Raw genomic sequence first — 26,373 nt, forward strand, 5'->3', positions numbered from 1 at the left:
TGTGTAAAGTTTGTATGCATAACGCACAAAATGAAATCTGGCAATCCGATTTTTTTATAGGAAATTTCACAAGAACCTATTGAAAACTGCACCAGAAAATGCTAAAATACATACGAGGGAGGTGAAGACAATGGCAAAGTCAACGTCAAAAACGCAGGACAACTTACCATTGTATCTTTTTCATCAGGGTACCAACTATAAATCCTATGAATTTCTTGGTGCGCATCCCTGTAAAAAAGGGAAAGTACAGGGTTATGTTTTTCGCGTATGGGCGCCGAACGCCGCAGAGGTGTCGGTCGTTGGAAATTTCAACGGTTGGGATCCCGATGCAAATCCAATGGAACTGCTGGAAAAGAGCGGCGTCTGGGAGCTGATGATCCCCGACCTTGCCCAGTATGACATTTATAAATACTGCATCAAAACCCGGGACGGGCGCACTCTGATGAAGTCCGACCCTTATGCATTCCATGCCGAAACCGCTCCTGATAATGCCTCCAAGCTCTATGACATCGAGGGATATGAGTGGAAGGATAAGGACTGGTATGACAAACGCAAAGACTATAACCCTTATCGCAGCCCGGTCAACATCTATGAACTGCACATGGGTTCCTGGCGCAGGCATGAGGATGGAAACCCCTACAGTTACCGTCAGGTTGCGGATGAACTGGTGAGCTATCTCAAAGAGATGGGCTACAACTATGTGGAGTTCCTGCCGCTGATGGAATATCCGTTTGATGGTTCCTGGGGATATCAGGTGACCGGTTATTATGCGCCTACCTCCCGTTATGGGACGCCGCATGATTTCATGCATCTGGTGGATACCCTGCACAAGGCAGGGATCGGTGTTATCATGGACTGGGTCCCGGCGCACTTCCCGAAGGACGCCCATGGGCTGTACGAGTTCGATGGACAACCCCTGTATGAATATCAGGATGTGCACAAGCGTGAGCACGCACATTGGGGAACCCGCATCTTTGATTTTGGGCGCAACGAGGTCGAATGTTTCCTCGTCTCGAACGCCATGTTCTGGATCGAGAAATACCATGTGGATGGTCTGCGCGTCGATGCGGTCGCTTCCATGCTCTACCTCGACTATGGCCGCGAGGACTGGGAGTGGATGCCCAATGTCAACGGCGGGCGGGAAAACCTTGAAGCGGTCGCGTTTTTCCAGAAGCTCAATACCGCGGTGCTGACCGAGCATCCGGGTGCGCTGATGATCGCTGAGGAATCCACCGCGTGGCCGCTGGTCACCAAACCGGCATCGGTCGGTGGCCTGGGCTTCAACTTCAAATGGAATATGGGCTGGATGAACGACATGCTTTCCTACAATTCGCTTGACCCGTATTTCCGCAGCTACAACCACGATAAGCTGACCTTCAGCCTGTTTTATGCGTTCAGCGAAAACTTCATCCTGCCGATCTCACACGATGAGGTCGTCCATGGGAAGTGCTCGCTCATCAACAAGATGCCCGGCGAGTATGAGACGAAATTCTCGGGGGTCCGCGCGTTCCTTGCGTATATGATGTCCCATCCAGGGAAAAAACTGCTCTTTATGGGCTGTGAATTTGCACAGTTCATCGAGTGGAATTATAAACAGCAGCTCGACTGGATGCTGCTCGGCTATGATGCGCATCGTCAGATGCAGTCGTTTGTCAAGGAGCTGAACCAGTTCTATCTGAACACACCGGCGTTCTGGCAGGTGGAGGATTCATGGGATGGCTTTAATTGGATTTCCCATGACGACAACACCCAGAATATCATCGCATTCCGCCGGATCGACGAAGAGGGCAACGACATTGTGGTGCTCTGCAACTTCGCGCCGGTCACCCGCGAAAACTATCGGATCGGTGTGCCGGATGCGACCTCCTATGACGAGATTTTCAATACCGACGATATCCGGTTCGGCGGCAGCGGTGTGGTCAACAAAGGCGCGATCCGGGTAAAAAATGTAGCGGAACACGGTTTTGACCACTCGATCAGCCTGACCGTTCCGCCGCTTGCAACCATCTATCTGAAAGGGCGGCCCCGCAAGGTCAAACAGGCGGTCAAGCCTGCGGCAAAGACAACCAGAAAAACCGCAGCCAAATCCAAGCCGGCCTCGAAGGCGCGGGCTGTCAAATCCAAAGCGTCCAAATAAGCAGTTTCTGACTGTATGATAATAGAGGGGGTAAATCAACCATGTTTTGCAAAAAGGAATGGATTGCCATGCTGTTGGCAGGCGGTCAGGGCAGCCGGCTTTATACGCTGACCCAAAACCTTGCAAAACCGGCAGTTCCGTTCGGCGGAAAATATCGGATCATTGATTTTCCGCTGTCCAACTGCGTCAACTCGGGGATCGACACTGTGGGCGTGCTGACCCAGTATCAGCCGCTGGTCCTGAATGAGTATATCGGCAACGGCCAGCCGTGGGATCTCGACCGCAGCAACGGCGGCGTGTTTGTCCTGCCGCCCTACCAGAAAAGCTCCGGCTCCGACTGGTACACCGGCACCGCAAATGCGATCTATCAGAATATCAACTTTATCGAGCGGTATGATCCGGAATATGTCCTGATCCTGTCGGGTGACCATATCTACAAGATGGACTACGAAAAGATGCTTGATTTCCACAAGGAAAAGGAAGCGGACTGCACCATCGCGGTCCTTCAGGTTCCGCTGGAGGAGGCGTCCCGGTTTGGCATCATGAATACATATCCGGACGGCACCATCTACGAGTTTGAGGAGAAGCCGCCCAAGCCCAAGAGCAACCTCGCCTCAATGGGTATTTATATCTTCTCCTGGAAGAAGATGCGCAAATATCTAATTGACGACGAGAGCAACCCGAACTCGTCCAAGGATTTTGGTAAAAACATCCTGCCGGCCATGCTGGCGGATGGGCAGAAGATGGTAGCATATCCGTTTGAAGGCTACTGGAAGGATGTCGGGACGATCGACAGCCTGTGGGAAGCCAATATGGACCTGCTCGACCCAAATGTCCCGCTCGACCTTTATGACGACAGCTGGAAAATCTACTCCCGCAACCCGGTCATGCCTCCCCACTTTGTCGCGTCCGGCGCAAAGGTGGAAAACTCGATGATTACCGAGGGCTGCCACATCAGCGGCGACATTGATTTCTCAATCCTGTTTGCAGGTGTTACGGTAGAGGAAGGCGCAGTCGTGCACGATTCGATCGTCATGCCCGGCACAGTGATCAAAAAGGGTGCAGTGGTTGAATACGCGATTGTCGCGGAGAACTGTGTCATCGGCGAAAATGCAGTGGTCGGTATGCGCCCGGAGGACGCCTCCAACCGCGACGACTGGGGCGTAACCGTTGTCGGCAACGGCGTGGCCGTTGGCGCAGGCGCGGTTGTCCCGCCCAAGGCGATGGTCGATAAAGATGTTGAGGGGGTGCGCTAAGGTTATGACGCGGCAGAATAAAGTTTTAGGAATCGTATTTTCCAATATGCATGACAGCGTGCTCGGCGAGCTGACCGAGCACCGTACCACCGGCTCGGTGCCTTACGGCGGCCGTTACCGCCTGATCGACTTTGTGCTTTCGGGGATGGTTAATTCGGATATCACCGATATCGGCATCATCACCAAGCAGAACTATCAGTCCCTGATGGACCATGTCGGCGCAGGCCGGGCATGGGACCTCGCCCGTAAGCGCGGTGGCCTGACCATCCTGCCCCCGTTCGCCAACAACGACGGCGCACATGGCATCTACCGCGGACGCCTGGAAGCGCTTCAGGGCGGTCTGGATTATATCCGCCACAATAAGGCGAAATATGTTCTGCTCTGTGACTGTGATGTGATCGCCAATATGGACCTGCGCGACTTTATCAACGAGCATATCCGTTCGGGCGCACAGATTACAATGATGTGCAAACGCACCGAGGTGCGCGACGAAGCACGCGCCGATACCACGACCCTGACTTTTGATCCTGAGACCAAGAAACTTACCGATGCGATGGTCAATCCCGAGGTCAAGGGAGAGCAGAACGTCTACATGAACGTGATGATTGCCGAGAAAACGCTCCTTGAGCGGCTGATTTCCGAGGGCAAGAGCCACGACAGTTATTCGCTCGTCCGCCACGCGATCCAGCCTTCGATTGGGGTGCTCGACATCCGCGCGTATGAGTTTACCGGCTATACGCACAAGATCTGTGGGATGAAGAGCTATTTTGCGGCGCACATGGAGCTGCTTGACCCGGCAGTGCGCGCGGAGCTGTTCCCGGCAGATAAACCGGTATTCACCAAGGTACGCGATCAGGTGCCGGTCAAATACGGCCTCTCGGCCAAGGTTGGCAATTCGCTGATCGCAGATGGCTGCATCATTAATGGAGAGGTCGAAAACTGTGTGATCTTCCGCGGCGTTAAGATCGGTAAGGGCGCTGTGCTGAAAAACTGCATTATCATGCAGAATACCTATATTGGAGACAATGCGCATCTGGAGTATGTCATTACCGATAAAGACGTGCTGATTAAGGATTCCCGCACGCTGATTGGGTATGAGACCTACCCGACTTATATCTCCAAAGGCAGTGCAATCTGATCTTGAAAATGGCAGCGGGGGCGGTAGACGATGACCGCCCCTGCCTTGCATCCGCAAATCGTTAGGGAGGAAGGAATACCATGAAAATTTTATATGTAGCTTCCGAAGCAACCCCGTTTATCGCAACTGGCGGCCTTGCCGATGTTGCGGGTTCTCTGCCCCGCGCAATCCGTGAAAACCAGCAGGGATGCCGGGTGGTGATCCCGCTCTACAGCGCGATCAAACAGGAGCTTCGCGAGGATATGAAGTTTCTGTGCAGTTTTTATGTGCCGCTTGGCTGGCGCAATCAGTATTGTGGTGTCTTTGAAGCGAGCAGCAATGGTGTGAAATATTACCTATTGGATAATGAGTATTATTTTAAACGCGACGGAGGCATCTACGGTTTCTATGATGATGCAGAGCGGTTTGCGTTTTTCTCCAAAGCGGTTTGCGAGATGATTCAGTATGTTGACTATGATCCAGACATCCTCCACTGCAACGACTGGCAGACTGCGATGGTGCCGGTTTATCTGAACCTGTTCTACCGCGAGATCGAAAAATATCAGAAGATCAGAACGGTCTTTACGATTCACAACATCCAGTATCAGGGCAAATATGGCATGGAGATCGCAACCGATGTGCTCGGCCTGCCTTACTATGCCGCACCGACCATGATGTATGATGGATGCCTGAACATGATGAAAGCGGCGATCGAGGTCAGCAACTATGTTTCGACCGTCAGCCCGACCTATGCCAATGAGATCACCGATCCGTGGTTCTCACATGGTCTGGACCGTCTGCTCCGCAACCATCAGGGAAAACTGGTCGGCATCCTGAACGGGATCGACACGGTCAGCTATAACCCTGAGAGCGACCCGGCACTCTACGAGAATTATGGACTGGATACCATCGAGAAAAAACAGATCAACAAGGTTGAGCTTCAGAAGAGCATGGGGCTCCAACAGGATGAAGGCATCATGCTGATCGGTATTGTAACCCGGTTTGTGGCGCACAAGGGGATTGACCTGATCCAGTACATCTTTGAAGAGCTGATGAGACGTCAGCTTCAGGTGGTCGCGCTCGGTTCGGGCGACTATATCTTTGAGAGTTTCTTCCAGGAAATGCAGGCCAAATATCCGGGCAAGATGGCGGTTAAGATTGGGTTCATCCCCGATCTCGCGCGCAAAATCTATGCGGGTTCGGATGTATTCCTGATGCCCTCCAAGAGCGAGCCATGCGGCCTTGCTCAGATGGTTTCCCTGCGTTACGGCACTTTGCCGATCGTTCGTGAAACCGGTGGGCTGAAAGATTCGATCATCGATATGGGCAGTCCGGAGGGCGGCAATGGTTTCACCTTCAAGACCTATAATGCCCACGATATGCTCGGAGCGATCGATCGTGCTGGCGGGCTGTATTATAACCGCGATGAGTGGAAAAAGGCAGTCCATCAGGCGATGCAGAGCGATTTTACTTGGGGCCGTTCGGCTGTGGAGTATATCAATATGTATAAGAAGGTACTCGGCCAATAATCCGGTATCTGGTAATCGGTTCGGAATGTCCCGGCAGGCTTGCCGGGACATTTCTTTGGAAATCCGGCTCTGGCCCGAAGGGCAGCGGCAGACAAACGCTGTGTTTCTATCGAAAGAGGAGGATCAAGAGAAAAGCCTCGCCTCTGATGGACGCTTTTTGGTTTTGTAAAGAAAAAAGCCTTGACATCGGGAAATGCTTCCTGTATAATACCACAAGAGGGAACATGTAAAGCGGATGGCTTTACATCTTTGGAGGGGAACGCTGTGGCGAAAAATCTGGAAATTTCCCTGCTGCTCGACTTTTATGGAGATATGCTGACCGAAAAACAGCGGGACGTAGTCGAGCTTTACTACAACGAGGACCTCTCCCTCTCGGAGATCGCCGCACACAGCGGCATCACGCGGCAGGGGGTACGCGATTCGATCAAGCGTGCAGAGAGTGTGCTGCTTGATCTGGAGGAACGGCTCGGGCTGGCGCGGAAGTTTCGCCAGATACAGGATGGGCTGGATCAGATCATACGCAACGCGAAACAGATTGGCGACTACAGCAGCCGCTATGGGATCTCAAAAGAGATCAGTGAGCGGAGCGCGGAGATCGTCCGGATCGCGAACAGTATCAACGAGTAGAACAGGCTGATGGATCAATCGAATCTCAAACAGGAAAGGGGCAGGCTTTGTGGCGTTTGAAGGGCTTTCTGACAAACTTTCCGCCGTATTCAAGCGGATGCGGAACAAAGGGAAACTGAAGGAGAGCGACATCAAGGAAGCAATGCGGGAAGTGCGGCTTGCGCTGCTCGAAGCGGACGTCAACTACAAGGTAACCAAAGAGTTTGTCGCAAATGTGACTGCCAAGGCGGTCGGCGACGAGGTGCTTGAGAGCCTCACCCCGGCACAGATGGTCATTAAGATCGTCAATGACGAGCTGACTACCCTGATGGGGGAAAGCAATGCCCGTTTGAACTTCCAAAGCAAGCCCCCGACGATTGTAATGATGTGTGGATTGCAGGGTTCCGGTAAGACAACCCATTCGGCAAAACTCGCACTCCATTTCAAGGGACAGGGCAAACGCCCGTTGCTTGTTGCGTGCGACGTCTATCGTCCGGCGGCGATTGACCAGCTGAAAGTGGTCGGTGAGCAGGCAGGCGTCCCGGTGTTTGAAATGGGGCAGGATGACCCGGTTGAGATTGCGCGGCGGGCAGTGCTGCACGCCAAGGACCACGGGAACGACCTGGTGATCCTCGATACCGCCGGGCGGCTGCATATCGACGAGACGCTGATGGGCGAGCTGCAGACGATCAAATCCACCGTTCAGCCGCATGAAATCCTGCTGGTAATCGATTCGATGGTTGGCCAGGATGCAGTCAATGTGGCGGAAAAATTCAATGAAACACTGGGGATCGACGGGGTGATCCTCACCAAGCTGGACGGTGATACCCGCGGCGGTGCAGCACTTTCGGTGCGTGCGGTCACGGGCAGGCCGATCAAGTTTGTGGGTACTGGCGAAAAGCTCGATGAGCTGGAACCATTCTATCCCGACCGCATGGCCTCCCGTATTTTGGGGATGGGCGATGTGCTGACCCTGATCGAAAAGGCGCAGAGCGACTTCGACCAGAAAAAGGCACTCGAGATGGCCCAAAAAATGAAGGCCAACACGTTTGATTTCAACGACATGCTCGAGCAGATGCAGCAGCTCAAAAAGATGGGGCCGCTTTCGAGTGTGATGAATATGATCCCGGGGGTCGCCGGGAAGCTGAAGGATGAGGATGCCGAACAGGGCGAACGCGAACTGAAAAAGGTGGAAGCGATTATCCTTTCGATGACCCCGGCAGAACGGGAAAAGCCGGCTCTGATCAATCCTTCCCGCAAGCGCCGGATTGCGGCAGGCAGCGGGACCGAAGTTTCAGACGTAAACCGGGTGCTCAAGCAGAATGACCAGATGCAGAAGCTGTTCCGGAGCGTTGCGGGCGGCTCCAAAAAAGGCGGTAAGCGCCGTCGGAATCCCTTCGCGGGGATGGGCGGAATGGGGATGCCGCCGGGTGGAATGCCCTTTTAATTCACTTTCATCCGGTTGACCGGTTGACTGAAGCAGGGCTGTTTGAGTGCTTTCTGGCTTTCAAGCAGGACCTGATTAGACGAAACAAAATCATTAGGAGGTGACATACATGGCTGTTAAAATCAGACTCAGAAGAATGGGTGCAAAAAAGGCTCCGTTCTATCGGATCGTTGTAGCGGATTCCCGTTATCCCAGAGACGGCAGATTCATTGAGGAAGTTGGGTATTATGATCCGACTAAGGACCCGTCGGTTATCAAGATTGATGCCGAGAAGGCGAAAAAGTGGCTTTCCAATGGCGCCCAGCCGACCGATACCGTAAAGGCGCTGCTGAAAATTGAAGGCGTGCTCTAATCTGCGGGTGGAGGTAAGTCGTTTTGGATAAGCTGATCGTTACTATTGCACGCGGACTGGTCGAGAACAAAGACGCGGTCAACGTTACTGTTGATCCGCCGGATGACGAAGGAATGGTGGTTTACCATCTTCACGTTGCTCCCGACGATATGGGCCGTGTCATCGGCAAACAGGGCAGGATTGCCAAGGCGATCCGCACCGTTGTCAGAGCGGCAGCCAACAAAACCGAGACGAAGGTTGCCGTCGAAATCGACTGAAAAGAGGGGGAGCAGACTGCTCCTCTTTTTTCATGCCCTGTTTTTTAGGGGGCTTTTTCGCTCGCAAAAAGCCCCTTTTTGCCGCATGTTGGGCGGCCATTCCTCCCCAAAAGGTGTTTCACAGGATAGCGTATTTTGCGCAGTCTCTGCGCCGAAGGCATTTCCTTTGAAACTGTGGTTGTTTCCCTCAATTTAAAAGCTGCCGCTTCACGCCGGTTGGGCTGTGCATATCGCTGTGGCGGAAGTGGAAAATGGGTAACTATTTTATAGATCAAACAGGCTCTGAAAGGGCCGGAGAGGAGGCGGTAGATTGCGTAAGCAGTTTCTGGAATGTGGTAAAATTGTCACAACGCAGGGGATCAAAGGCGAAGTCCGGGTGCAGCCCTGGTGCGATTCCCCGGATTTTCTGCTGGGGTTCGATACCCTCTATCTCGATGGCGGCAGGTCCTCTCTTGAGATCGAGCGCTCCCGTGTACAGAAAAATGTGGTAGTGTTCAAATTCAAAGGGACCGAGACGGTGGAAGAGGCGGTCACGCTGCGTGGAAAGGTGCTCTATCTCGACCGGGCGGATGTTCCAATGAAGGAAGGGGAGTATTTTGTGCAGGACCTGATCGGCTGTACAGTACTCGACGCGGATACCGGGCGGGACTACGGGAAAATTTACGATGTACGCCCGACCGGGGCGAACGATGTCTATTATCTGAAAGATGCGGCGGGGGTTGAGCGGCTTGTCCCTGCGATCCCGGATGTGGTGCTCTCCCGTGATCTGGATGTGGGGATTGTGACCATCCGGCCGTTGGAGGGATTGTTTGATGATGAAGATTGACCTTGCAACGCTCTTCCCCGAGATGTGCGAGACAGTGCTGGGGACAAGCATTGTCGGGCGCGCACGCAGGGCGGGCTATCTGGACATCCGCTGCTGGCAGATCCGGGATTATACGGTGGACAAGCACAACAATGTGGACGATACCCCCTATGGCCCCGGCAAGGGGATGCTGATGCAGGCAGACCCCATGTTCCGCACCTGGGAGGCGGCATGTGAAGCGCGCGGAGGCAGGCCGCATGTCATCTATATGTCCCCGCAGGGCCGCACGCTGACCCAGCAGCGTGCGCTTGAGCTGTCCAAACTCGAACATCTCTATATTATGTGCGGGCACTACGAAGGGGTGGACCAGCGGGTGCTTGACGAGATCGTGGACGAGGAAATCTCGATCGGCGACTATGTGCTGACCGGCGGTGAACTGGGCGCACTCGTGCTGATCGACTGTGTGAGCCGTCTCTGTCCCGGGGTTCTGGCGGATGAGAGCTGCTTCACCGAGGAGAGCCATTTTAACGGTCTGCTCGAATACCCGCAGTACACCAAACCCGCGGTCTGGCATGGCATAGCTGTTCCTGAGATCATCACCAATGGCAACCATGCGGCGATCGCCCGCTGGAGGAGGGAGATGTCTCTCAAAAATACCTGGGAAAAACGTCCGGAGATGCTGAAAACCGCTCCGCTCACCGAGAAAGACCGGTGGTATCTGCGGACACTCGGCTGGAAGGAGGAGCCATGAGATGGGGACATTGGTGAACGCAATCGCGGTGGTAGCCGGTAGCCTGATCGGGCTGTTGATCCGCCGCGGCCTGCCCGAGCGGGTCGAGGGCGCTGCAATGAAGCTGTTGGGGCTTTCGGTGCTTATCATCGGCTTCAACGGGGTGGTGACTTCGATGGTTACGGTCGGGGCAGACGGCTCCCTCTCGTCGGACGGCTCTCTCCTGTTGATCGCCAGCCTGGTGATTGGCGGTGTGTCGGGTGAGCTGTGGGAGATCGACGACAAACTCACCCGGATGGGCAAACGGATCGAAGAACGGTTTGGAAAAGAGGGATTTGCCAAGGGCTTTATCAACGGTTCCCTGATCTACTGCATCGGCGCAATGGCGATTATCGGTGCGCTGAACGATGGCCTCACCGGGGACAGCAGCATCCTCTACATTAAAAGTGCGCTCGATTTCGTCTGCTCGATCATCCTTGCTTCGACACTCGGATTTGGTGTGCTCTTTTCCGCGCTGCCAGTCGCGCTTTATCAGGGTGGGATTACCCTGTTTGCGGGGGTTCTGTCCCCGTTCGTTTCGGACGCACTGCTTGGCGGAATCTGCATGGTTGGCTATGCGATTGTCCTCTGTATCGGGATCAATTTTCTCGAGTTTACCACCATCCGCACCGCAAATTTGCTCCCCGCTCTGGCCGTTCCGGTGGCCTGGCAGCTGCTTCACTCCTGTGCGGGACTGATTGTTATTTAATTGCGATTCGACGAAATACAACGTTTCGACAGGGTATCTTGTCACAATTGTTGAAAACTTTGTGGTAAACTTGCACAATTATCTTGCTTTAGAATCTGAAAGGAATTGGGGAACAAGCAGAAAAATCCCGAAAAATTTGTAATCGAACCCGAATTCGATTGACGCTCGGGGAACTTCCGCTTATAATAAAAATAAGTCGCAGGCAAACCAGTACATTTACATTTTTTAGAACAGGGAGAGTATTGCTATGTTTGTAAAAGAAGTTTCTGTCCAGAACCAGGTTGGCCTTCACGCACGCCCTGCAACCTTCTTCATTCAGAAAGCGAATGAGTACAAATCCTCGATCTGGGTTGAGAAGGAGGAGCGCCGTGTCAATGCCAAGAGCCTGCTCGGTGTGCTTTCGCTCGGAATCGTGGGCGGCACTACCATCCGGATCATCGCGGACGGCTCGGACGAGCAGCTTGCAGTAGATGGGCTGGTCAAGCTCGTAGAGTCGGGCTTCGCAGAGTAAGTTTGGTTTTGATGCCTGAAAATTGCACCGTTCCTGTGTAGGACGGTGCATTTTTTGTAAACCATCGGGAAAGTTGGAAAAGGGGGATCGGATGGACAACCCAAGGCTTCCGTACCTTTCGGACAAAGCACATGGGCTGCCGCTGCTGCCGGGAGTCTACATCATGAAGAACAAGGCGGGCGATATCATCTATATCGGCAAAGCAAAAGCGCTCAAAAACCGGGTGAGCAGTTATTTCCGCTCGGTGGAAAAGCATCTGCCAAAGGTATACCGGATGGTCTCGCAGGTGTTTGACTTCGATTATATTGTGACCGACAGCGAATTCGAAGCGCTGGTGCTCGAATGCAGCATGATTAAGCTGCATACCCCCAAATATAACATCCTGCTCAAGGATGACAAGGGCTATTCCTATATCAAAATTTTCCCGAAAGAATATAGCCGGATCCGTCAGACCTTCCAGCGGGAGGAGGATGGTGCGGAATATATCGGGCCGTACCTCTCGGCCTATGTGGTCAAGGAGACGATCGACGAGGCAAACCGGGTGTTCCTGCTGCCCACCTGCTCAAAACGGTTCCCGCAGGAGTTCGGGAAGGGGCGCCCCTGCCTGAACTTCCATATCAAACGGTGCATGGGGGTCTGCCAGGGCAGGATCTCGCTCGAAGAGTATCATGAAATTCTGGCGCAGGCGCTCGAGTATATCAAAGGCGGCAGCTCGCAGAGTGTCGAGTTGATGACCCGCCAGATGAATGAATACGCCGAAAATATGCAGTTTGAGAAGGCGGCGCAGCTTCGGGACCGTATCCGGGCGATCGGGAAGATCAGCGAGTCACAGAAGGTGGTCTTTACGAGCGTTGCGAACCAGGATGTGATTGCCCTGCAGCGGACTGATACCGAAACCTGTGCAGTGGTGCTGAAATTCCGCACCGAGCGCCTGGTGGACAAGCAGGATTTCCTGCTCGGCGCGGTAGACGATCTGGACGAAGCCCGGCAGGAATTCCTGCTGCGGTATTATACCACCTCCAACCGTCAGGACCTCCCCCGGAAGATCCAGCTCGACGGGCCGGTGGAGGATGTGGAGATTGTGGCCCAGCTATTGAGCGAGCAGGCGGGCCATAAGGTCGAAATCCGCATCCCACAGCGCGGGGAACAGCTCAAACTGATGGAAATGGCCAAAAAGAACGCAGCGGAAAAACTCTCCCAGCGCGGCCAGCGGACCGGGCGGGAGGTCGCCGCACTCGATGAGTTGGCGCGTCTGCTCGGGCTGGAAAAACCGCCCGGGTATATCGAGTCCTATGATATTTCCAACATCGGTTCGGATACGGTGGTTGCGGGGATGGTTGTCTTTGAAAACGGGCGTCCGCTGCGCAAATGCTACCGCAAATTCAGCATCAAGACGGTGGCAGGCACCGACGACTATGCAAGCATGAGCGAGGTGCTCCGCCGCCGGTTTGAGCGGTATCTCGACCCGGACAAACAGGACGAGGCATTTGACCGGCTGCCCGACCTGATTCTGCTCGACGGCGGCAAGGGGCATGTGGGGACGATTGTACCCATGCTGGCAGGGATGGGGATCTCGGTGCCGGTGTTCGGTATGGTCAAGGATGATAAGCACCGCACCCGCGCGATCGCTGAAAGCGGCGGTGAAATTGCAATCGCCTCCCACCGCAGTGCATTTACCCTCGTTTCCTCGATTCAGGAGGAGGTGCACCGGTTTTCGATCCAGTATTCCCGGTCGAAACACCAGAAGAGCGCATTCGCCCTCTCGCTCACCCAATGCGAAGGGATCGGCGATAAGCGCGCTGCGGAAATCTACAAACAGTTCAAAACGGTCAAGGCGATCCGGGCGGCTTCGGTCGATGAGCTGGCGCAGGTCAAGGGGATGTCCCACCCGGCAGCGGAGCGGTTGTACCAGTTTCTGCATGAGGAAGATTGACAAATCCGCATAAATTGCGGATAATAGAGTCACAATGTGTCGCTGCGGCGGTTAAACAAGCGCAGGGTCCAAGATATAAAACAGGTTCCAAAAGACCCGAACAGATGAAATAGAAAACAGGAGAAAAAATTATGAGAGTAATTACCGGTTCGGCGCGGGGGATGCGTCTGGAAGCGCCCGCGGGCACCGATACCCGCCCAACCTCGGATATGGCCAAGGAAGCGATCTTCAGTATCCTGCAATTTGAGATCGAACAGGCGATGGTGCTCGACCTGTTTGCGGGCAGCGGGCAGCTCGGGGTAGAGGCTCTTTCCCGGGGGGCACGATTCGCGGTGTTCGTGGACAGTTCCCGTGAGGCACAGGAGATCATCCGGCGCAACCTGAATGCTACCCGGCTCGCCCAGAACAGCCGGGTTGCCGCGATGGATGCTTCCGCTTATCTCGCAGGATGCACCGATCGGTTTGACATCGCGCTGGTCGATCCACCCTATGGGCAGAAAAAGATCGACGAAGTGCTCCCGCAGCTCGCTGGACGGATGAACGAAAACGGGATCATTGTTTGTGAGACCGAGCGCACCGAGGAGCTGCCCGAGCAGGCAGGGGAATTTTCGATCTATAAGGTTTACCGCTATGGCAAGGCCAAGGTGACCACCTACAAAAAGACAGCGGAGGACGAGTAAGGATGGAGCGAATCGCAATCTGTCCGGGCAGTTTTGACCCGATCACCAAGGGGCATCAGGAGATTATCCTGCGGGCCCGCAAACTGTTTGACCGGGTCATCGTCGTGGTCAGCGAGAATCCAGACAAGCATCCGGTCTTTTCGGTGGAGGAGCGGGTTGGGATGATCCGTACCGTGTTTGGCGGGCTTCCCGGTATAGAAGTTGACAAGTTCAGTGGTTTGCTGATAGACTATGTAAGGAGGCGTTCGGCGGCTGCGATCATTAAAGGGCTGCGCGCGGTCTCGGATTTCGACTATGAATTCCAGATGGCGCTCACCAACCGCAAGATGGAGCCGGACGCCGAAACGGTCTTTCTCACCTCGAGCAGTGAGATGATGTATCTGTCCTCGAGTATGGTGCGCCAGATTGCACGTTTTGGCGGGGACATCAGCCCGTTTGTACCCGACTGCATCCTTGAGACGGTGTCCCAGGGGATCGCCAGACGGTACCATGCGGACATCTAACCGTTTTGAGTTGCAAACAGTTCCGAAAAAGGAGAGAAACCTCAGATGAATATTGATGAAATTCTGGACGTTATAGATGAGCTTCTTGACCGTTCCTGGAGCCTTCCGCTTTCAGGGGGGCGCTGCGTGGTAGATGCGGACAAGGTGCGCGACCTGATCGACGATATCCGCCTGAACATCCCGTCTGAGATCAAGCAGGCGAAAGCGATTGTCTCCGACCGTACCGACATTATCTCGGGCGCGAAAAAGGAAGCGGAATCGATCATCCGGAAGGCTGAGGATCGTGCACGCAGCCTGGTGGCGCAGGAACAGGTCGTCAAGGCGGCACAGGCCAAAGCATCCGAAATCCTGACCCAAGCGCAGATGAAATCGCGTGAGATCCGTCAGGCGGCGCAGGAGTTTTCGGACAACTGCCTTTACAAGACCGAGGAAGTGCTGGTCAAGTCCCTGACCGAGATCAAGGCGACCCGGCAGGCATTTCGCAATGCGACAGGGAAATAATAGGTGAAAAGAGGAGGCCCCCGGGACCGCTTGGAAACGGTTCCGGGGGCTTTTTTAGGATCAGTTCGCTCTGGAAGAGCACTTTTTTCCGTAAGGGCAGGCACTCAGAAGTGCCGGTAACCATCCGCCTCGAGCAGGCAGTCGGCGGCTGCGATTGCGGCTGCGGCTTCCACCACCGGGACCGCGCGCAGGACAACGCATGGATCATGCCGTCCATGGACGGTCAGGTCCCGCTCGGTATGCCGGACAAAATCGACCGTCTGCTGCGGCTGGGAGATCGACGGGGTGGGCTTGAACGCGGCCCGGAACAGGATGGGCATACCGTTCGAGATGCCCCCAAGGATGCCGCCCGCATGGTTTGTGGAGCAGACAACCCTCCCGTCACGGATACGAAACGGGTCGTTGTTCTGGCTCCCGCGCAGTTCGGCAGCATCAAATCCGGCTCCAAATTCGATCCCTTTGACCGCCGGGATGCCAAATACGATCGAGGCAATCCGGTTTTCCAACCCATCAAACATCGGAGAGCCAACGCCCGCAGGCATCCCGAGCACCGCACATTCGACCACGCCGCCCACCGAGTCCTGCTCCATCCGCGCCAGTTCGATCGCATCGAGCATCCGCCTGCCTGATTCCGGGTCTAGGACAGGGATCTCCGCTTTCCCGGGGGCGAGCAGGGTTGTAGCATCCAAGCCAACCGGGTCGAATGGGGCGTCGTCAATCCCTGCGATACGCGCGGCATGTGCCCCCACCAGAACGCCGCGTGCGGCAAGGAGCTGTCTGGCGACCCCGCCCGCAAAGCAGAGCGGTGCGGTCAGCCGCCCGGAGAAATGCCCACCGCCCCGCACATCATTGCAGCCTGCATAACGCAGGTAGCCGGTATAGTCGGCGTGCCCGGGACGTGCGGTGCTGGCCAGCTCGGAATAATCCTTCGAGTGCTGGTCACTGTTGCGGATCAATGCGGTGAGCGGTGCGCCGGTTGTCCGTCCATCCTGCACGCCCGAAACAAGTTCCGGCAGGTCGGATTCCTGACGCGGGGTGCTGGCGCGGTTCCTGCCGGGTGCGCGCCGCTTCAGGAATGCGTATAGTTCTTCGAGATCGAGCGTGAACCCAGCGGGGACGCCGTCGATCACGACGCCGATCCCGGCCCCATGGCTCTCTCCGAAAATCGAAATCTGAAACTGTCTGCCCCATCTGGATGACATGCTGTTAACCTCCTGTCGGGGCGTAAAAGCCGCCTAGTTTTTGGTAGTCTGCAAAAAAGTCTGGGTAGGACTTTCCTACCGCCTCCACACCGGTGACTGTTACCGGTCCGTCGGAGAACATCCCTGCGACCGCAGCCGCCATCACGATCCGATGGTCGTTTGCACCATCGACCGTTCCGCTATGCAACCCGCCGCCCTGGATGACCAGGCGGTCGGGGTATTCAGCAACCGTCCCGCCGAGGCTGCGGAGCAGGGCGCTGACCGTTGCAAGCCGGTCGCTCTCTTTGATCCGCAGGCGGGCGGCATTGTAAATTTCGGTTTCACCATGGGCGAATGCTGCCATCACCGCAACCACCGGGATCAGGTCGGGGATCGGCCCTGCGTCCACCCTACAGCCATGCAGCGGCGCGGCGCAGGTGCATACCCCATCCGCATCCTGCGAAACCTGCCCGCCAAACCGCCGGATGATTTCCAGAATCGCCCGGTCCCCCTGTACAGAATGGGGGGAAAGCCCGGTCAGGCGGATCTTTCCGCCGATTGCCCCCGCACAGAGCCAGAAGGCTGCGTTGGACCAGTCTGCCTCAACCGTTCGGTCTCCGCTGCTGTATGCCTGTCCGCCAGGAACCCGCCAGCCGTTTTGGAGTTCCTCCACCCGGATGCCCGAGCCACGCAGGGACTCGAGCGTCATTTCGACATATCCGGCCGACTGAAGCGGGGAATCGAGCAGGATTTCCCCGCCTTCGGGCAGGAGCGGGAGCGCAAACAACAGCCCCGAGATGAACTGAGAGCTGACATTTCCGGGCAGCAGGTATTGACCACCGGTCAGACGTCCTGAGAGGGTAAACGGCATCCGATCGGAAGAGAACGAAACGCCATGTCGTTTCATCTGCTCGGCGAGCACCCCGATTGGGCGGTCGGGGAGCCGGCCCTCCCCGGTGAAGGTTGCGGGGATGCCGAGCGCGGCGGCAACGGGCAGCAGAAACCGCAGGGTGGAGCCGCTTTCGATGCAGTTGAGCAGGGCAGGCGCAGCGGCCCAGCCTGCGCCTGAAAAGACGACCGCAGCCTGCTCCCGCGTGAACCGGCTGCCCATTGCGGCGAGCACCCCCATGGTCGCATCCATGTCCGCCGATCTCGACACCGGGGAGACCCGGCAGGGCTCCCCTGAAAGGGCGGCGCAGATCAGCGCCCGGTGCGCCGCAGATTTGGAAGGAGGCGCGTGCAGTTCCCCATGCGGGCGGGCGGGGGTCAGAAGATAATCAGGCATCGGATTCCTCCGTCATAAAGGAGAGCAGGCGGTCGGTATCGACCGGATGCAGGGTGGCTTGGCCGATCCGTTCGAGCACGACCAGCTTGATCTTCGAACCGGAGCGTTTTTTATCCCCCATTGCATTCTGACAGAGCAGGCCGATCGGGTAGTCGGTGGAGGTTGGCAGCCCGTACTGCCACAGGCAGGAGCGGATTCGGTCGGCGGTTCCGGATGGGGTCAGGCCGGCGCGTTCGCTGGCGTGGGAGATCAGCACCATCCCGATTGCAACCCCTTGCCCGTGGGTGATCGTGAACTGTGCCTGTTTTTCGATCGCATGGCCGAAGGTGTGGCCGAAATTCAGCTGCTGGCGAAGCCCTGTGTCCCGTTCGTCCTGCTCAACGACCAGCCGTTTCAGGTCGATGCACCGGGCGATTACCTCGGTGAGCTGTTCGCGCAGCCTGCCCTCCTCGAACAGCCGGAAAAGGGAGTCATCGAGGATAGCGCCGTATTTGACCGCTTCGGCGATCCCGTCGGAAAAATATACAGCGGGGAGGGTATCGAGGGTTGAAGGGTCGCAGATGACCAGGGACGGCTGCCAGAACGCGCCGACCAGGTTTTTTCCCTGTGGAATATCAACGCCGGTCTTGCCGCCGACCGACGAGTCGATCATGGAAAGAAAGGTGGTGGGAATCTGGATAAAATCGACGCTCCGCAGCCAGGTTGCGGCAGCAAAGCCCGCGAGGTCGCCAACCACCCCACCGCCCAACGCAACCATGACGTCCGTCCGGGTGATCCCGTTTTCCGAGAGGAATCCGTATACCGCGTGGACAGTTTGCAGGTTTTTGGACTGCTCCCCATGTGGAAATACAAATTTACAGACCGGATACCCTGCCCTTTCGAGCAGAGCGGTCAGATGGTCCCCATAGAATTGGTCGACCGTATCATCGGTGATGACTGCGAGCCGGGGGCGCCGATCCCCGTAGGCCTGCGCAATCAATGCAGGCGCCTGATCGAGCAGCCCGCTGCCAATCTGAATCCGGTACGGCCTGCCCGTATTGACCTGTATGGTTTTCATTGTAAAGCCTCCTTGATCCGTCTGCCATCGTCCAGCAGGGTGTAAAGACGGGTTCCGTCCTTTTGGGAGATCGCATCCCGGTATTCATTCAGATGAAGGACGATCTCGTCGATCTCTTCCACCAGGTCGTCCCCGTTTTCCAGAAACAGCTCGGTCCACATCTCCGGGTTGAGTTTGGCTACCCGGGTCAGGTCTTTGTAACTGCCTGCTGAGAAGCCGCTGCGCTGGAGCGCACGCGGGCTTTTGATATATGCGCTCGAGACCACATGTGCCAGCTGGGAGGTGAACGCGATCATACGGTCATGCGCTTCGGGGGTGGTCAGGGTGATCCGCCCGAACCCGATCTGCCGGAACAGCTCAGAAGCCAGCGCAAGTGCGTCCGGCGGGGTGTGGTCGTCCGGGGTCAGGATCATGCTTGCCTGCTGGAAAAGATCGGCATCCGAGCCGGAAAATCCCCAGGTTTCTTTCCCTGCCATTGGATGCCCGCCAATAAAGGTGACCCCATGCTCGGCACAGAGAGAGGTCAGGTTTTCCACCGGATAGCGTTTGACCCCGCACAGGTCGACCAGGATGCTTCCCGGCGCAAACCGTTCGATCTGTTCCCGGACGAAGGTGACCGTCTGCTGGGGATAAAGTGCGACCAGCACCAGGCCGCACCGGGAGAGCAGTTCCGGACCGCCTGCGGCATCGACCGCGCCGTCCCGCTCGGCCTGCATGGCGGTCTGTGGGTTGGTGTCACAGCCGTAGACCCGCAAGGTTGTATATTTTTGAAAAGCACGCGCCATCGAACCGCCGATCAATCCAAGGCCAACGATCCCGACCGCGCGCAGAGACAGTTGTTCTGAAAATGCCATGATTTCACCACCAGTTGATTCTCTTCAGAGGATTCGATTCCAGTATAGCAAATTGTACTCAAAAAAGATAGTAGCGATTTAAACAACTGATAGAAAGAATGGCAGATATTTTTGGAAAAGGTTGCATATCCCGGGCGATTGGGATACAATAGAAACCACACAAGGCCGATAGACAGTCCCCAAAAAAAGCGTTTGTTTTTTGGGGATGGGCGAAAGCCTGCCGGCACATCGGATATATTGGCAGGCCTAAAAAGGGTCAGAAAGATTCTTTTCAACTACTTCGATGATAGCGGGAGGAAACAAACAGTGGAACAATATGATGCAATCATTATCGGCGCAGGGCCGGCAGGTTTGACAGCGGCGATCTACCTGCAGCGGGCGGGCTGGCGAACCGTTGTGCTCGAGGCGTATGTCTGCGGCGGGCAGATGGCAAATACCCCCGAGATCGAAAATTATCCCGGATACAGCAGGATCAGCGGGGTGGAGCTGAGCACCAGCCTGTATAACCAAGCGGTTGAGCAGGGTGCGAGAATCGAGTTTGACGGGGTATCCGCTGTTCGGCTTTATGAGGCGGAAAAGACGGTTGAAACCCAGTCGGGCAGGACTTTTCGTGCGCGTGCAGTGATCGTCGCGAACGGTGCAAAACGCCGCAAGCTGGGGATTCCTGGTGAGGAGGAGCTTGCGGGGCGGGGGGTATCCTATTGCGCGACCTGTGACGGTGGATTCTATAAGGGGAAACATACCCTTGTTGTGGGGGGCGGCAACACAGCAGTCGAGGATGCGCTTTATCTTTCCAACCTCTGCGAGCGGGTGCACATTATTCACCGCCGTGATGAATTCCGCGCGGGTAGGGTGCTGACCGATGCCCTGCAAAAGCGGGAAAATATTACGATCCATTATGACACGATTCCCGTGGAAATCCGGCAGGCCGAAGGAAAGCCGATGGTGGGAGAAATCGAGGTAGAGAATGTCAAGACGGGCGGCCGAACCGGAATCCCGGTTCAGGGGGTGTTTGTCGCGGTTGGGTTCGAACCGGATAACCAGCTTTTTGCCGGACAGCTCACCCTTGACCCATCCGGCTATATTGTTGCAGGGGAGGATACCCGGACCAACCTGGACGGCGTATTCGCAGCGGGGGATACCCGCACAAAGACCCTGCGTCAGATCGTGACTGCCGCCGGAGATGGGGCAATCGCCGCATTTGAAGCAGGCGGCTACCTCGCCGCGCAGGCATAGACTGGAAAACGCCGCATAAACTGCACTGAGGTGAAAGTTTATGTACGGCGTTTTTTCATGGAAAAAAGCGATTGCTGTGCTCGGTCTGTTGGTTTTTGCGGGATTTGGCATAGCGGGGGCGGCAGGCAGGGCGATAGGGGCTTCCGTACGCCCGCGGGAACTGCCCATCTATTCGGTTGAGACCTCCGAAAAAACGGCTGCACTTGGGATTAACTGTGCGTGGGATGACAGCGACATCGACCGTCTGCTTGGACTGCTTGACGCGCGGAAGATAAAAGCCACTTTTTTTGTGGTGGGGGATTGGTGTGACCGCTATCCCGAAGCAGTTGGGCAGATCGCGGAGGCAGGACATGAGCTGGGCAGTCATTCGGACACGCATCCCGATATGACCCGGCTTTCCAGGGAGGAGATCGTCCAGCAGCTTACCCGCTCCCAGGAGAAACTTGAGGCAGCATCCGGGCAGAAGATCCAACTGTTCCGTCCACCGTCCGGAGCTTATAATGATCTGGTCGTCGCGACCGCTCGGGAACTGGGATTTGAGGTGATTCAGTGGTCGAATGACAGTGTAGACTGGAAGACCCCGCCGGTCGGGGAGATGGTCGAGCGGGTCTGCGGAAGGGCGCAAAACGGAGATATCATGCTTTTCCATGCGGGAAAGGCGAATACTCCTGCGGCATTAGAGCAGATTCTCGACCGCCTGACCGCTGAGGGATACCGGTTTGTGACGGTGGGAGAGCTGATCTATCAGCCGCCCTATGCGCTTGACCATACGGGACGGCAGAGAAAAACGGAATAAGAACTTGCGGCGGGCTCAAGGTTTGCAAGCCCCCCTATTGCCGGTGATTTTAAGTTTTCCTGTTATGCCGAGGTTTTTCGCAGAAAGAAATCGTTCCCTTGATGGAAGATGTTCCGGTACAGGCATTTCCCGCAGACAGTATGTCCTTTATAGATTTTTAAGATCCTGTTTAACATCTAAAGTTTTACTCAATTTTTTTCAAAAAATTGCGGTTTCCAAGGGCAGTGAGGCAACGGAAGTTTGGGTTCCAGACCAAACTTCCGGGGCGCAAGCGCCCTTCTTCGGGGGTCTTCTCGGGCTTTCAGCCCGAAGCGCGCTTCGCGCGACGCCCCCTCAGTTTGCCTTACGGGCGAGGGGTCGGTGACCCCTCCCCGTAGGCCCCTCCCTTTCGGGCTGGGTGCCGCTTTTTTCCAAAATTAAAGTTTTACTCGATTTTTTCCAAAAAATCGCGGTTTCCAAAGGCAGAGCCTTTGGTCGCTCATCGCAATGAGCGAAATCCTTTATCCTGTGAAGCGCGTTTTTCGGGTGAATTGCCGCGAAGCGGCAAGAGGGGGCTTTTTGCAAGTGAAAAAGCCCCCTTGCATAAAGAAATACGGAACAGGTTCTAAGAGGAAGGCCGGCACTGCTCTATGCGGTGCCGGCCTGAGAGGGTCGTTTTTTTAGTTACCGATCGTAGTCAGTCCAGTTCAACCGCGCCGGTATAGAGCTGGTAGTATCGGCCTTTCTGTTCGAGAAGGTCGTGATGGGTGCCGCGCTCGATAATCTGTCCATGTTCCATAACCATGATAGCTTTGGAATTGCGGACAGTTGAGAGCCGATGCGCGATAACGAACGTTGTGCGCCCCTGCATCAAACGGTCCAGTCCATGCTCGATATGGCGTTCGGTCCGGGTATCGACCGAGCTGGTCGCTTCATCCAGAATCAAGATCGGCGCGTCTGCAACCGCTGCTCGTGCGATGTTCAGAAGCTGCCGCTGGCCTTGGCTGAGATTTGCGCCGTCCCCTTCGATCACGGTATCGTAGCCTTGGGGCAGGCGGGTGATGAACGAATGTGCACTTGCAAGGCGGGCTGCCTGTTCGACCTCCTCATCGGTGGCAGAAAGACGGCCATAACGGATGTTTTCCCGTACAGTGCCGGTAAACAGGTGGGTGTCCTGCAACACGACCGACATTGCTTCGCGCAGGCTGTCTTTTCGGATGTTGCGGATGTCGATTCCATCGACCGTAATCCTGCCCTGGTCGATGTCATAGAACCGGGTGAGCAGATTGATGATGGTGGTTTTGCCCGCACCGGTTGATCCGACAAACGCGATCTTCTGGCCGGGTTTTGCATAGAGGGAGATCTGTTTGAGAATCTGCTTTTCGGGGGCATACCCAAAGGAGACCTCCTCGAACCGCACATCCCCGGCAACGGGCACCCGTCCGGATGGTTTTCCGTCTTCGCCATACTGCTGCCAGAAAAAGTCATGCTCCTCCTGCACCAGCGTAGCGGCATGCGGCGGGTCAGGCTCCTCGGCGGGTTCGAGCATGACCTCATAAATCCGTTCTGCGCCCGCGATTGCGGTGATGACTGCATTGTACTGGCTGGAAGCCTCGGTGATCGGCCGCGAGAACTGGCGGGTGAGCTGGAGGAAAACGACCAGCCCGCCGACGCTCAGATATCCAAAGATCGAAAGCAGGCCGCCGATCATTGCAACAAGCGCATAATTGATGGTGGAAATATTCATCATGACCGGCATCATCAGGCCGGAATAGGTGAGTGCGGTAGTGGCGGTCTGGCGGAGGGCCTCATTATATTCGTCAAATTCCGCAATCGCGTCCTGCTCGTGGCAGAACACCTTTACCACCTTCTGCCCGGTTATGATCTCTTCGACATAACCGTTGACCTTGCCGAGATTGGCCTGCTGCGCAACGAAATATTTACTGCTGCGTTTCATCAGGCTGCCCGCCGCGAGGAACATAACAGGTGTCATTGCGAGGGTAAGCAGGGTGAGCACCCAGCTTTGACGCAGCATCAGGAAGAGGATACCGGCCAGGGTAATCACACTTGAAAAGAGGGAGGTCAGCGAATTGGCAAGCGCGTCGTTGAGGGTATCGACGTCATTCGAGAACCGGCTCATCATCTCGCCATGGGTGTGGGTGTCGTAGTAGCGGACCGAGAGGTCCTGGAGGTGATCGAACAGCTCCCTTCGCAGGTCATTGATCGAACGTTGGGTAGCGGAAAGCATCAGGCGGATTTGCAGGTAACTTGCGCAAACTCCGGCCAGATAGATGCACAGGAGGGTCAGGACCCCTTTGAGCAGTCCGGCAAACCGCGCGGCAACCGGGATTTGCTCCACCGGCTGTAAAAAGTTATCAATAATCGGCTGGAGCATGGCAGTCCCCGCCAGCGATGCGCCGATGTTCACGACCACCATAACCGCGGCCAGAAAGAGCATGGCTTTCCTGCGTTTGAGGTAGGACCAGACGAATGAGACTGACGCACCGAAATTTTTGGGCTTTCGGATGGCAGCGGGTTTGTTGTGAGGAGCCATTATGCATCCGCCTCCTTTTCCTGCTGGGAGTAGTAGATTTCCTGATATTCTTCGCTGGTTTTCATCAGCTCGTCATGGGTGCCGACTGCGGCGATCCGCCCGTCATCCAGGACGATGATCCGGTCGGCATCCCGCACCGAGCTGATCCGCTGCGCGATCAGGAAGGTGGTGGTATGCGCCAGCATCGTATGGAACGACTCCCGGATCCTGCTTTCGGTGGCGGTATCAACCGCACTGGTGCTGTCGTCGAGGATCAGGATGGGCGGTTTTTTGAGCATAGCCCGCGCGATGCAGAGCCGCTGTTTCTGTCCGCCCGACACGTTGACACCGCCCTGCTCAATCCAGGTGTCGTACCCATCCGGAAAACTGCTGATGAATTCGTGTGCCTGCGCCGCCTGCGCCGCGGCGACCACCTCTTCCTCGGTGGCATTTGGGTTGCCCCATTTCAGATTGTCGCGGATGGTGCCCGAGAAAAGCGTGTTTTTCTGGAGCACCACGCCGATCTGGCCGCGCAGTGAGTCCAGAGAATAGTCACGCACATCCCGGCCATCCACCAAGACCCGTCCGCCGGTCACATCATAAAGACGCGGGATCAGCTGGATCAGCGAGCTTTTGCCCGCGCCGGTCCCGCCGATGATCGCGACCACCTCGCCCGGCTTCGCCTCAAAGCTGATGCCCTCCAGGATATTCTCCGGATGCTTGGGATCGTATTTGAAGGATACATCCTCAAATTTGACCTCACCCTGGATCGGATATTCCCCGGCATGGATGGAATCGGTGAGATCGACAGTGGTGCGAAGCACCTCGGTGACGCGCTTGAGCGATGCGGACGCGCGGGAAAGGAGCACGAACATCATCGAAAGCATCATCAGGGACATGAGGATATGGAAAATATAGTTGATGAACGCAGTCATCTGCGCGACATCAAGCGATCCGCCGATCACCTGCTGACCGCCAAACCAGATAACCGAGAGGGTAGAAAGGTTCATGACCAGCATGAGCAGCGGCATATTCAGGATGACAACATTCATTGCGCGCAGGGATGCATCGGTAAGGCCATCATTGGAGGTGCGGAACTTCTGCTTTTCAAACTGCTGGCGGACAAACGATTTGACCACCCGGACATTGGTCAGGTTTTCCTGAACGCTGCCGTTCAGGCCATCTATCCGCTCCTGCATCTGGTTGAAGAGCGGGAATGCAGTGCGGATAATCAGCCCGAGCGCGATTAACAGTACCGGTATGGCAACCACAAGGATCATCGCCAGCTCGGGATTCATCCGCAGCGCCATCATCAGCCCGAAGAGGAACATGAGCGGTGCACGAATCAGGATGCGTAGGCCCATGATCGCGGAGTTTTGCAGCAGGGTCACATCGTTGGTGAGCCTGGTCGCGAGGGAGGCGGTAGAAAAATCGTCGATATTTTTGAACGAAAACTGCTGCACCTTGGTGAACAGTCCTTTGCGAAGATTGGCGGCAAAGCCTACGCCTGCGGTGGCAGAATGTTTCGCATTGCCGAACCCGGAGAAGATCGCAAAAACGGCGAGCAGGAGCATCACAGCGCCAATCCCGAGGATATAGGGGATATTCTGGCTCTGGATGCCGGCGCCAACGATATTGGACATCAGGATCGGCTGGAGAATCTCGCAGATCACGTCAAAGAGCATGAACAGAATGGCGATGACAACCGATTTCCGATAAGGTTTCAGATAGGGAAAAAGCAGTTTCAATCGGATCCCTCCAGTTTTTCTTTATAGTCGGTCAGGTTTTGCCGCATACGTCGGTAAAAATCCATCAGCAGCGAAAATTCTTCCTCTGAAAACCCGCAGTAGCTCTGGCCCGAAACCTCCCGAAGCCCCTGTTCGGCATAATCGGCAGAGGCTTTGCCGGCTTCGGTCAGCTCGATCCGGTTGGAGCGCAGATCGTCCGGATCAGGCACCCGCATAATCAACCCGGCTTTCTCCATCCGCTTGAGGGACACGGCGATCGAAGCGGGGGAAACACACAGCGACTTTGCGAGGTCCTTCTGGCTGCATCTTCCAAGCTGCCGCAGGGTAAAGAGCAGCGGTGGCTGCCCAAAGTGGATGCCCCGGTCGGAAAGCAGCTTGTTGAGGCACTGTTTTTGCAGTGCATGGATTTCCCAGTCCATCTGTAGGATACCGCATAGCGTTTCCAAGCGGACACTCCTTTCAGCGATAAAAAAATTAAACGGCTAATAATTAACCGTCTAACAGAATTGTATCCAAACAGGGGGGAGAAGTCAAGAAAATCCAAAAAAATTCACAAACAATTCAAGATTTGTTTGTGCGATTTCCCAAAGGA

General features: G+C 55.7%; 25 protein-coding genes. 18 read left to right on the forward strand and 7 right to left on the reverse strand.

What is annotated here, in order from left to right; all coding sequences use genetic code 11:
* The first annotated feature begins 130 nt into the window (after window positions 1–130).
* The 16 genes from glgB (at window position 131) to C814_RS06835 (ending at window position 15,112) form a co-directional block, all read left to right on the forward strand.
* Window positions 131–2,137: a 1,4-alpha-glucan branching protein GlgB gene (gene glgB / locus C814_RS06760; RefSeq protein ID WP_016314879.1), complete on the forward strand. Its 2,007-nt coding sequence runs from the start codon at window positions 131–133 to the stop codon at window positions 2,135–2,137.
* Between the two features lie 41 nt (window positions 2,138–2,178).
* Window positions 2,179–3,393, forward strand: a complete 1,215-nt coding sequence (locus C814_RS06765; protein WP_016314880.1) for a glucose-1-phosphate adenylyltransferase — start codon at window positions 2,179–2,181, stop codon at window positions 3,391–3,393.
* Window positions 3,394–3,397: 4 nt separating this feature from the next.
* Window positions 3,398–4,531: a glucose-1-phosphate adenylyltransferase subunit GlgD gene (gene glgD / locus C814_RS06770; protein ID WP_016314881.1), complete on the forward strand. Its 1,134-nt coding sequence runs from the start codon at window positions 3,398–3,400 to the stop codon at window positions 4,529–4,531.
* Between the two features lie 80 nt (window positions 4,532–4,611).
* Entirely contained in the window at window positions 4,612–6,039 is a 1,428-nt protein-coding gene (gene glgA, locus C814_RS06775) for a glycogen synthase GlgA (RefSeq protein ID WP_016314882.1), read from the forward strand.
* A 264-nt stretch (window positions 6,040–6,303) separates the two neighbouring features.
* Window positions 6,304–6,666, forward strand: coding sequence for a YlxM family DNA-binding protein (gene ylxM / locus C814_RS06780; RefSeq protein WP_016314883.1), 363 nt, complete (start codon window positions 6,304–6,306; stop codon window positions 6,664–6,666).
* Window positions 6,667–6,715: 49 nt separating this feature from the next.
* Window positions 6,716–8,092, forward strand: coding sequence for a signal recognition particle protein (gene ffh / locus C814_RS06785; RefSeq protein WP_016314884.1), 1,377 nt, complete (start codon window positions 6,716–6,718; stop codon window positions 8,090–8,092).
* 109 nt (window positions 8,093–8,201) lie between these two features.
* On the forward strand, window positions 8,202–8,444 hold the full coding sequence (gene rpsP, locus C814_RS06790; protein WP_016314885.1) for a 30S ribosomal protein S16: 243 nt from the start codon (window positions 8,202–8,204) through the stop codon (window positions 8,442–8,444).
* A 23-nt stretch (window positions 8,445–8,467) separates the two neighbouring features.
* A complete protein-coding gene (locus C814_RS06795) occupies window positions 8,468–8,701 on the forward strand; it encodes a KH domain-containing protein (RefSeq protein ID WP_016314886.1) in 234 nt (77 codons plus the stop codon).
* 310 nt (window positions 8,702–9,011) lie between these two features.
* The gene (rimM, locus tag C814_RS06800; RefSeq protein ID WP_016314887.1) at window positions 9,012–9,527 is read left to right on the forward strand and encodes a ribosome maturation factor RimM; all 516 of its coding nucleotides are present in this window, start codon (window positions 9,012–9,014) and stop codon (window positions 9,525–9,527) included.
* Window positions 9,517–10,257 (forward strand): tRNA (guanosine(37)-N1)-methyltransferase TrmD, encoded by a 741-nt coding sequence (gene trmD, locus C814_RS06805; RefSeq protein WP_037375368.1) that lies wholly within the window; start codon window positions 9,517–9,519, stop codon window positions 10,255–10,257. Before rimM ends, trmD begins: the two co-directional genes overlap by 11 nt.
* 1 nt (window position 10,258) lies before the next feature.
* The gene (locus tag C814_RS06810) at window positions 10,259–10,984 is read left to right on the forward strand and encodes a DUF554 domain-containing protein (RefSeq protein WP_016314889.1); all 726 of its coding nucleotides are present in this window, start codon (window positions 10,259–10,261) and stop codon (window positions 10,982–10,984) included.
* Between the two features lie 247 nt (window positions 10,985–11,231).
* On the forward strand, window positions 11,232–11,495 hold the full coding sequence (locus C814_RS06815; protein ID WP_016314890.1) for an HPr family phosphocarrier protein: 264 nt from the start codon (window positions 11,232–11,234) through the stop codon (window positions 11,493–11,495).
* A gap of 91 nt (window positions 11,496–11,586) precedes the next feature.
* Window positions 11,587–13,428: an excinuclease ABC subunit UvrC gene (gene uvrC / locus C814_RS06820; protein WP_016314891.1), complete on the forward strand. Its 1,842-nt coding sequence runs from the start codon at window positions 11,587–11,589 to the stop codon at window positions 13,426–13,428.
* A 131-nt stretch (window positions 13,429–13,559) separates the two neighbouring features.
* Complete coding sequence (gene rsmD / locus C814_RS06825; protein WP_016314892.1) at window positions 13,560–14,108, forward strand: 16S rRNA (guanine(966)-N(2))-methyltransferase RsmD; 549 nt, start codon at window positions 13,560–13,562, stop codon at window positions 14,106–14,108.
* A 2-nt stretch (window positions 14,109–14,110) separates the two neighbouring features.
* A complete protein-coding gene (gene coaD, locus C814_RS06830; RefSeq protein WP_016314893.1) occupies window positions 14,111–14,611 on the forward strand; it encodes a pantetheine-phosphate adenylyltransferase in 501 nt (166 codons plus the stop codon).
* Between the two features lie 45 nt (window positions 14,612–14,656).
* Window positions 14,657–15,112 carry a hypothetical protein gene (locus C814_RS06835; protein WP_016314894.1) on the forward strand — a complete coding sequence of 152 codons (456 nt, stop codon included), beginning with the start codon at window positions 14,657–14,659 and terminating at the stop codon, window positions 15,110–15,112.
* Window positions 15,113–15,216: 104 nt separating this feature from the next.
* Here the strand turns inward: C814_RS06835 and aroC are convergent, their stop codons facing one another.
* The 4 genes from aroC to C814_RS06855 are packed head-to-tail and all read right to left on the reverse strand — an operon-like array spanning window position 15,217 to window position 19,489.
* Window positions 15,217–16,314: a chorismate synthase gene (aroC, locus tag C814_RS06840; RefSeq protein WP_016314895.1), complete on the reverse strand. Its 1,098-nt coding sequence runs from the start codon at window positions 16,312–16,314 to the stop codon at window positions 15,217–15,219.
* A 4-nt stretch (window positions 16,315–16,318) separates the two neighbouring features.
* Window positions 16,319–17,578, reverse strand: a complete 1,260-nt coding sequence (gene aroA, locus C814_RS06845; protein WP_016314896.1) for a 3-phosphoshikimate 1-carboxyvinyltransferase — start codon at window positions 17,576–17,578, stop codon at window positions 16,319–16,321.
* Entirely contained in the window at window positions 17,571–18,635 is a 1,065-nt protein-coding gene (gene aroB / locus C814_RS06850; protein WP_016314897.1) for a 3-dehydroquinate synthase, read from the reverse strand. The genes aroA and aroB overlap by 8 nt, the downstream gene beginning before the upstream one ends.
* A complete protein-coding gene (locus C814_RS06855) occupies window positions 18,632–19,489 on the reverse strand; it encodes a prephenate dehydrogenase (protein WP_016314898.1) in 858 nt (285 codons plus the stop codon). Before C814_RS06855 ends, aroB begins: the two co-directional genes overlap by 4 nt.
* Before the next feature lie 306 nt (window positions 19,490–19,795).
* On the opposite strand from C814_RS06855, the gene trxB reads away from it, so the two are divergent.
* Both trxB and C814_RS06865 read left to right on the forward strand, forming a co-directional pair.
* Complete coding sequence (trxB, locus tag C814_RS06860; RefSeq protein ID WP_016314899.1) at window positions 19,796–20,725, forward strand: thioredoxin-disulfide reductase; 930 nt, start codon at window positions 19,796–19,798, stop codon at window positions 20,723–20,725.
* Between the two features lie 40 nt (window positions 20,726–20,765).
* Window positions 20,766–21,521, forward strand: a complete 756-nt coding sequence (locus C814_RS06865) for a polysaccharide deacetylase family protein (protein WP_016314900.1) — start codon at window positions 20,766–20,768, stop codon at window positions 21,519–21,521.
* 676 nt (window positions 21,522–22,197) lie between these two features.
* Here C814_RS06865 and C814_RS06870 read toward each other — a convergent pair.
* The 3 genes from C814_RS06870 to C814_RS06880 are packed head-to-tail and all read right to left on the reverse strand — an operon-like array spanning window position 22,198 to window position 26,227.
* Complete coding sequence (locus C814_RS06870) at window positions 22,198–24,054, reverse strand: ABC transporter ATP-binding protein (RefSeq protein WP_016314901.1); 1,857 nt, start codon at window positions 24,052–24,054, stop codon at window positions 22,198–22,200.
* On the reverse strand, window positions 24,054–25,781 hold the full coding sequence (locus tag C814_RS06875; RefSeq protein ID WP_016314902.1) for an ABC transporter ATP-binding protein: 1,728 nt from the start codon (window positions 25,779–25,781) through the stop codon (window positions 24,054–24,056). Before C814_RS06875 ends, C814_RS06870 begins: the two co-directional genes overlap by 1 nt.
* Window positions 25,778–26,227: a MarR family winged helix-turn-helix transcriptional regulator gene (locus C814_RS06880; protein ID WP_016314903.1), complete on the reverse strand. Its 450-nt coding sequence runs from the start codon at window positions 26,225–26,227 to the stop codon at window positions 25,778–25,780. Before C814_RS06880 ends, C814_RS06875 begins: the two co-directional genes overlap by 4 nt.
* Window positions 26,228–26,373: the final 146 nt, after the last annotated feature.

Source organism: Anaerotruncus sp. G3(2012) (assembly GCF_000403395.2).
GTDB lineage: Bacteria > Bacillota > Clostridia > Oscillospirales > Ruminococcaceae > Anaerotruncus.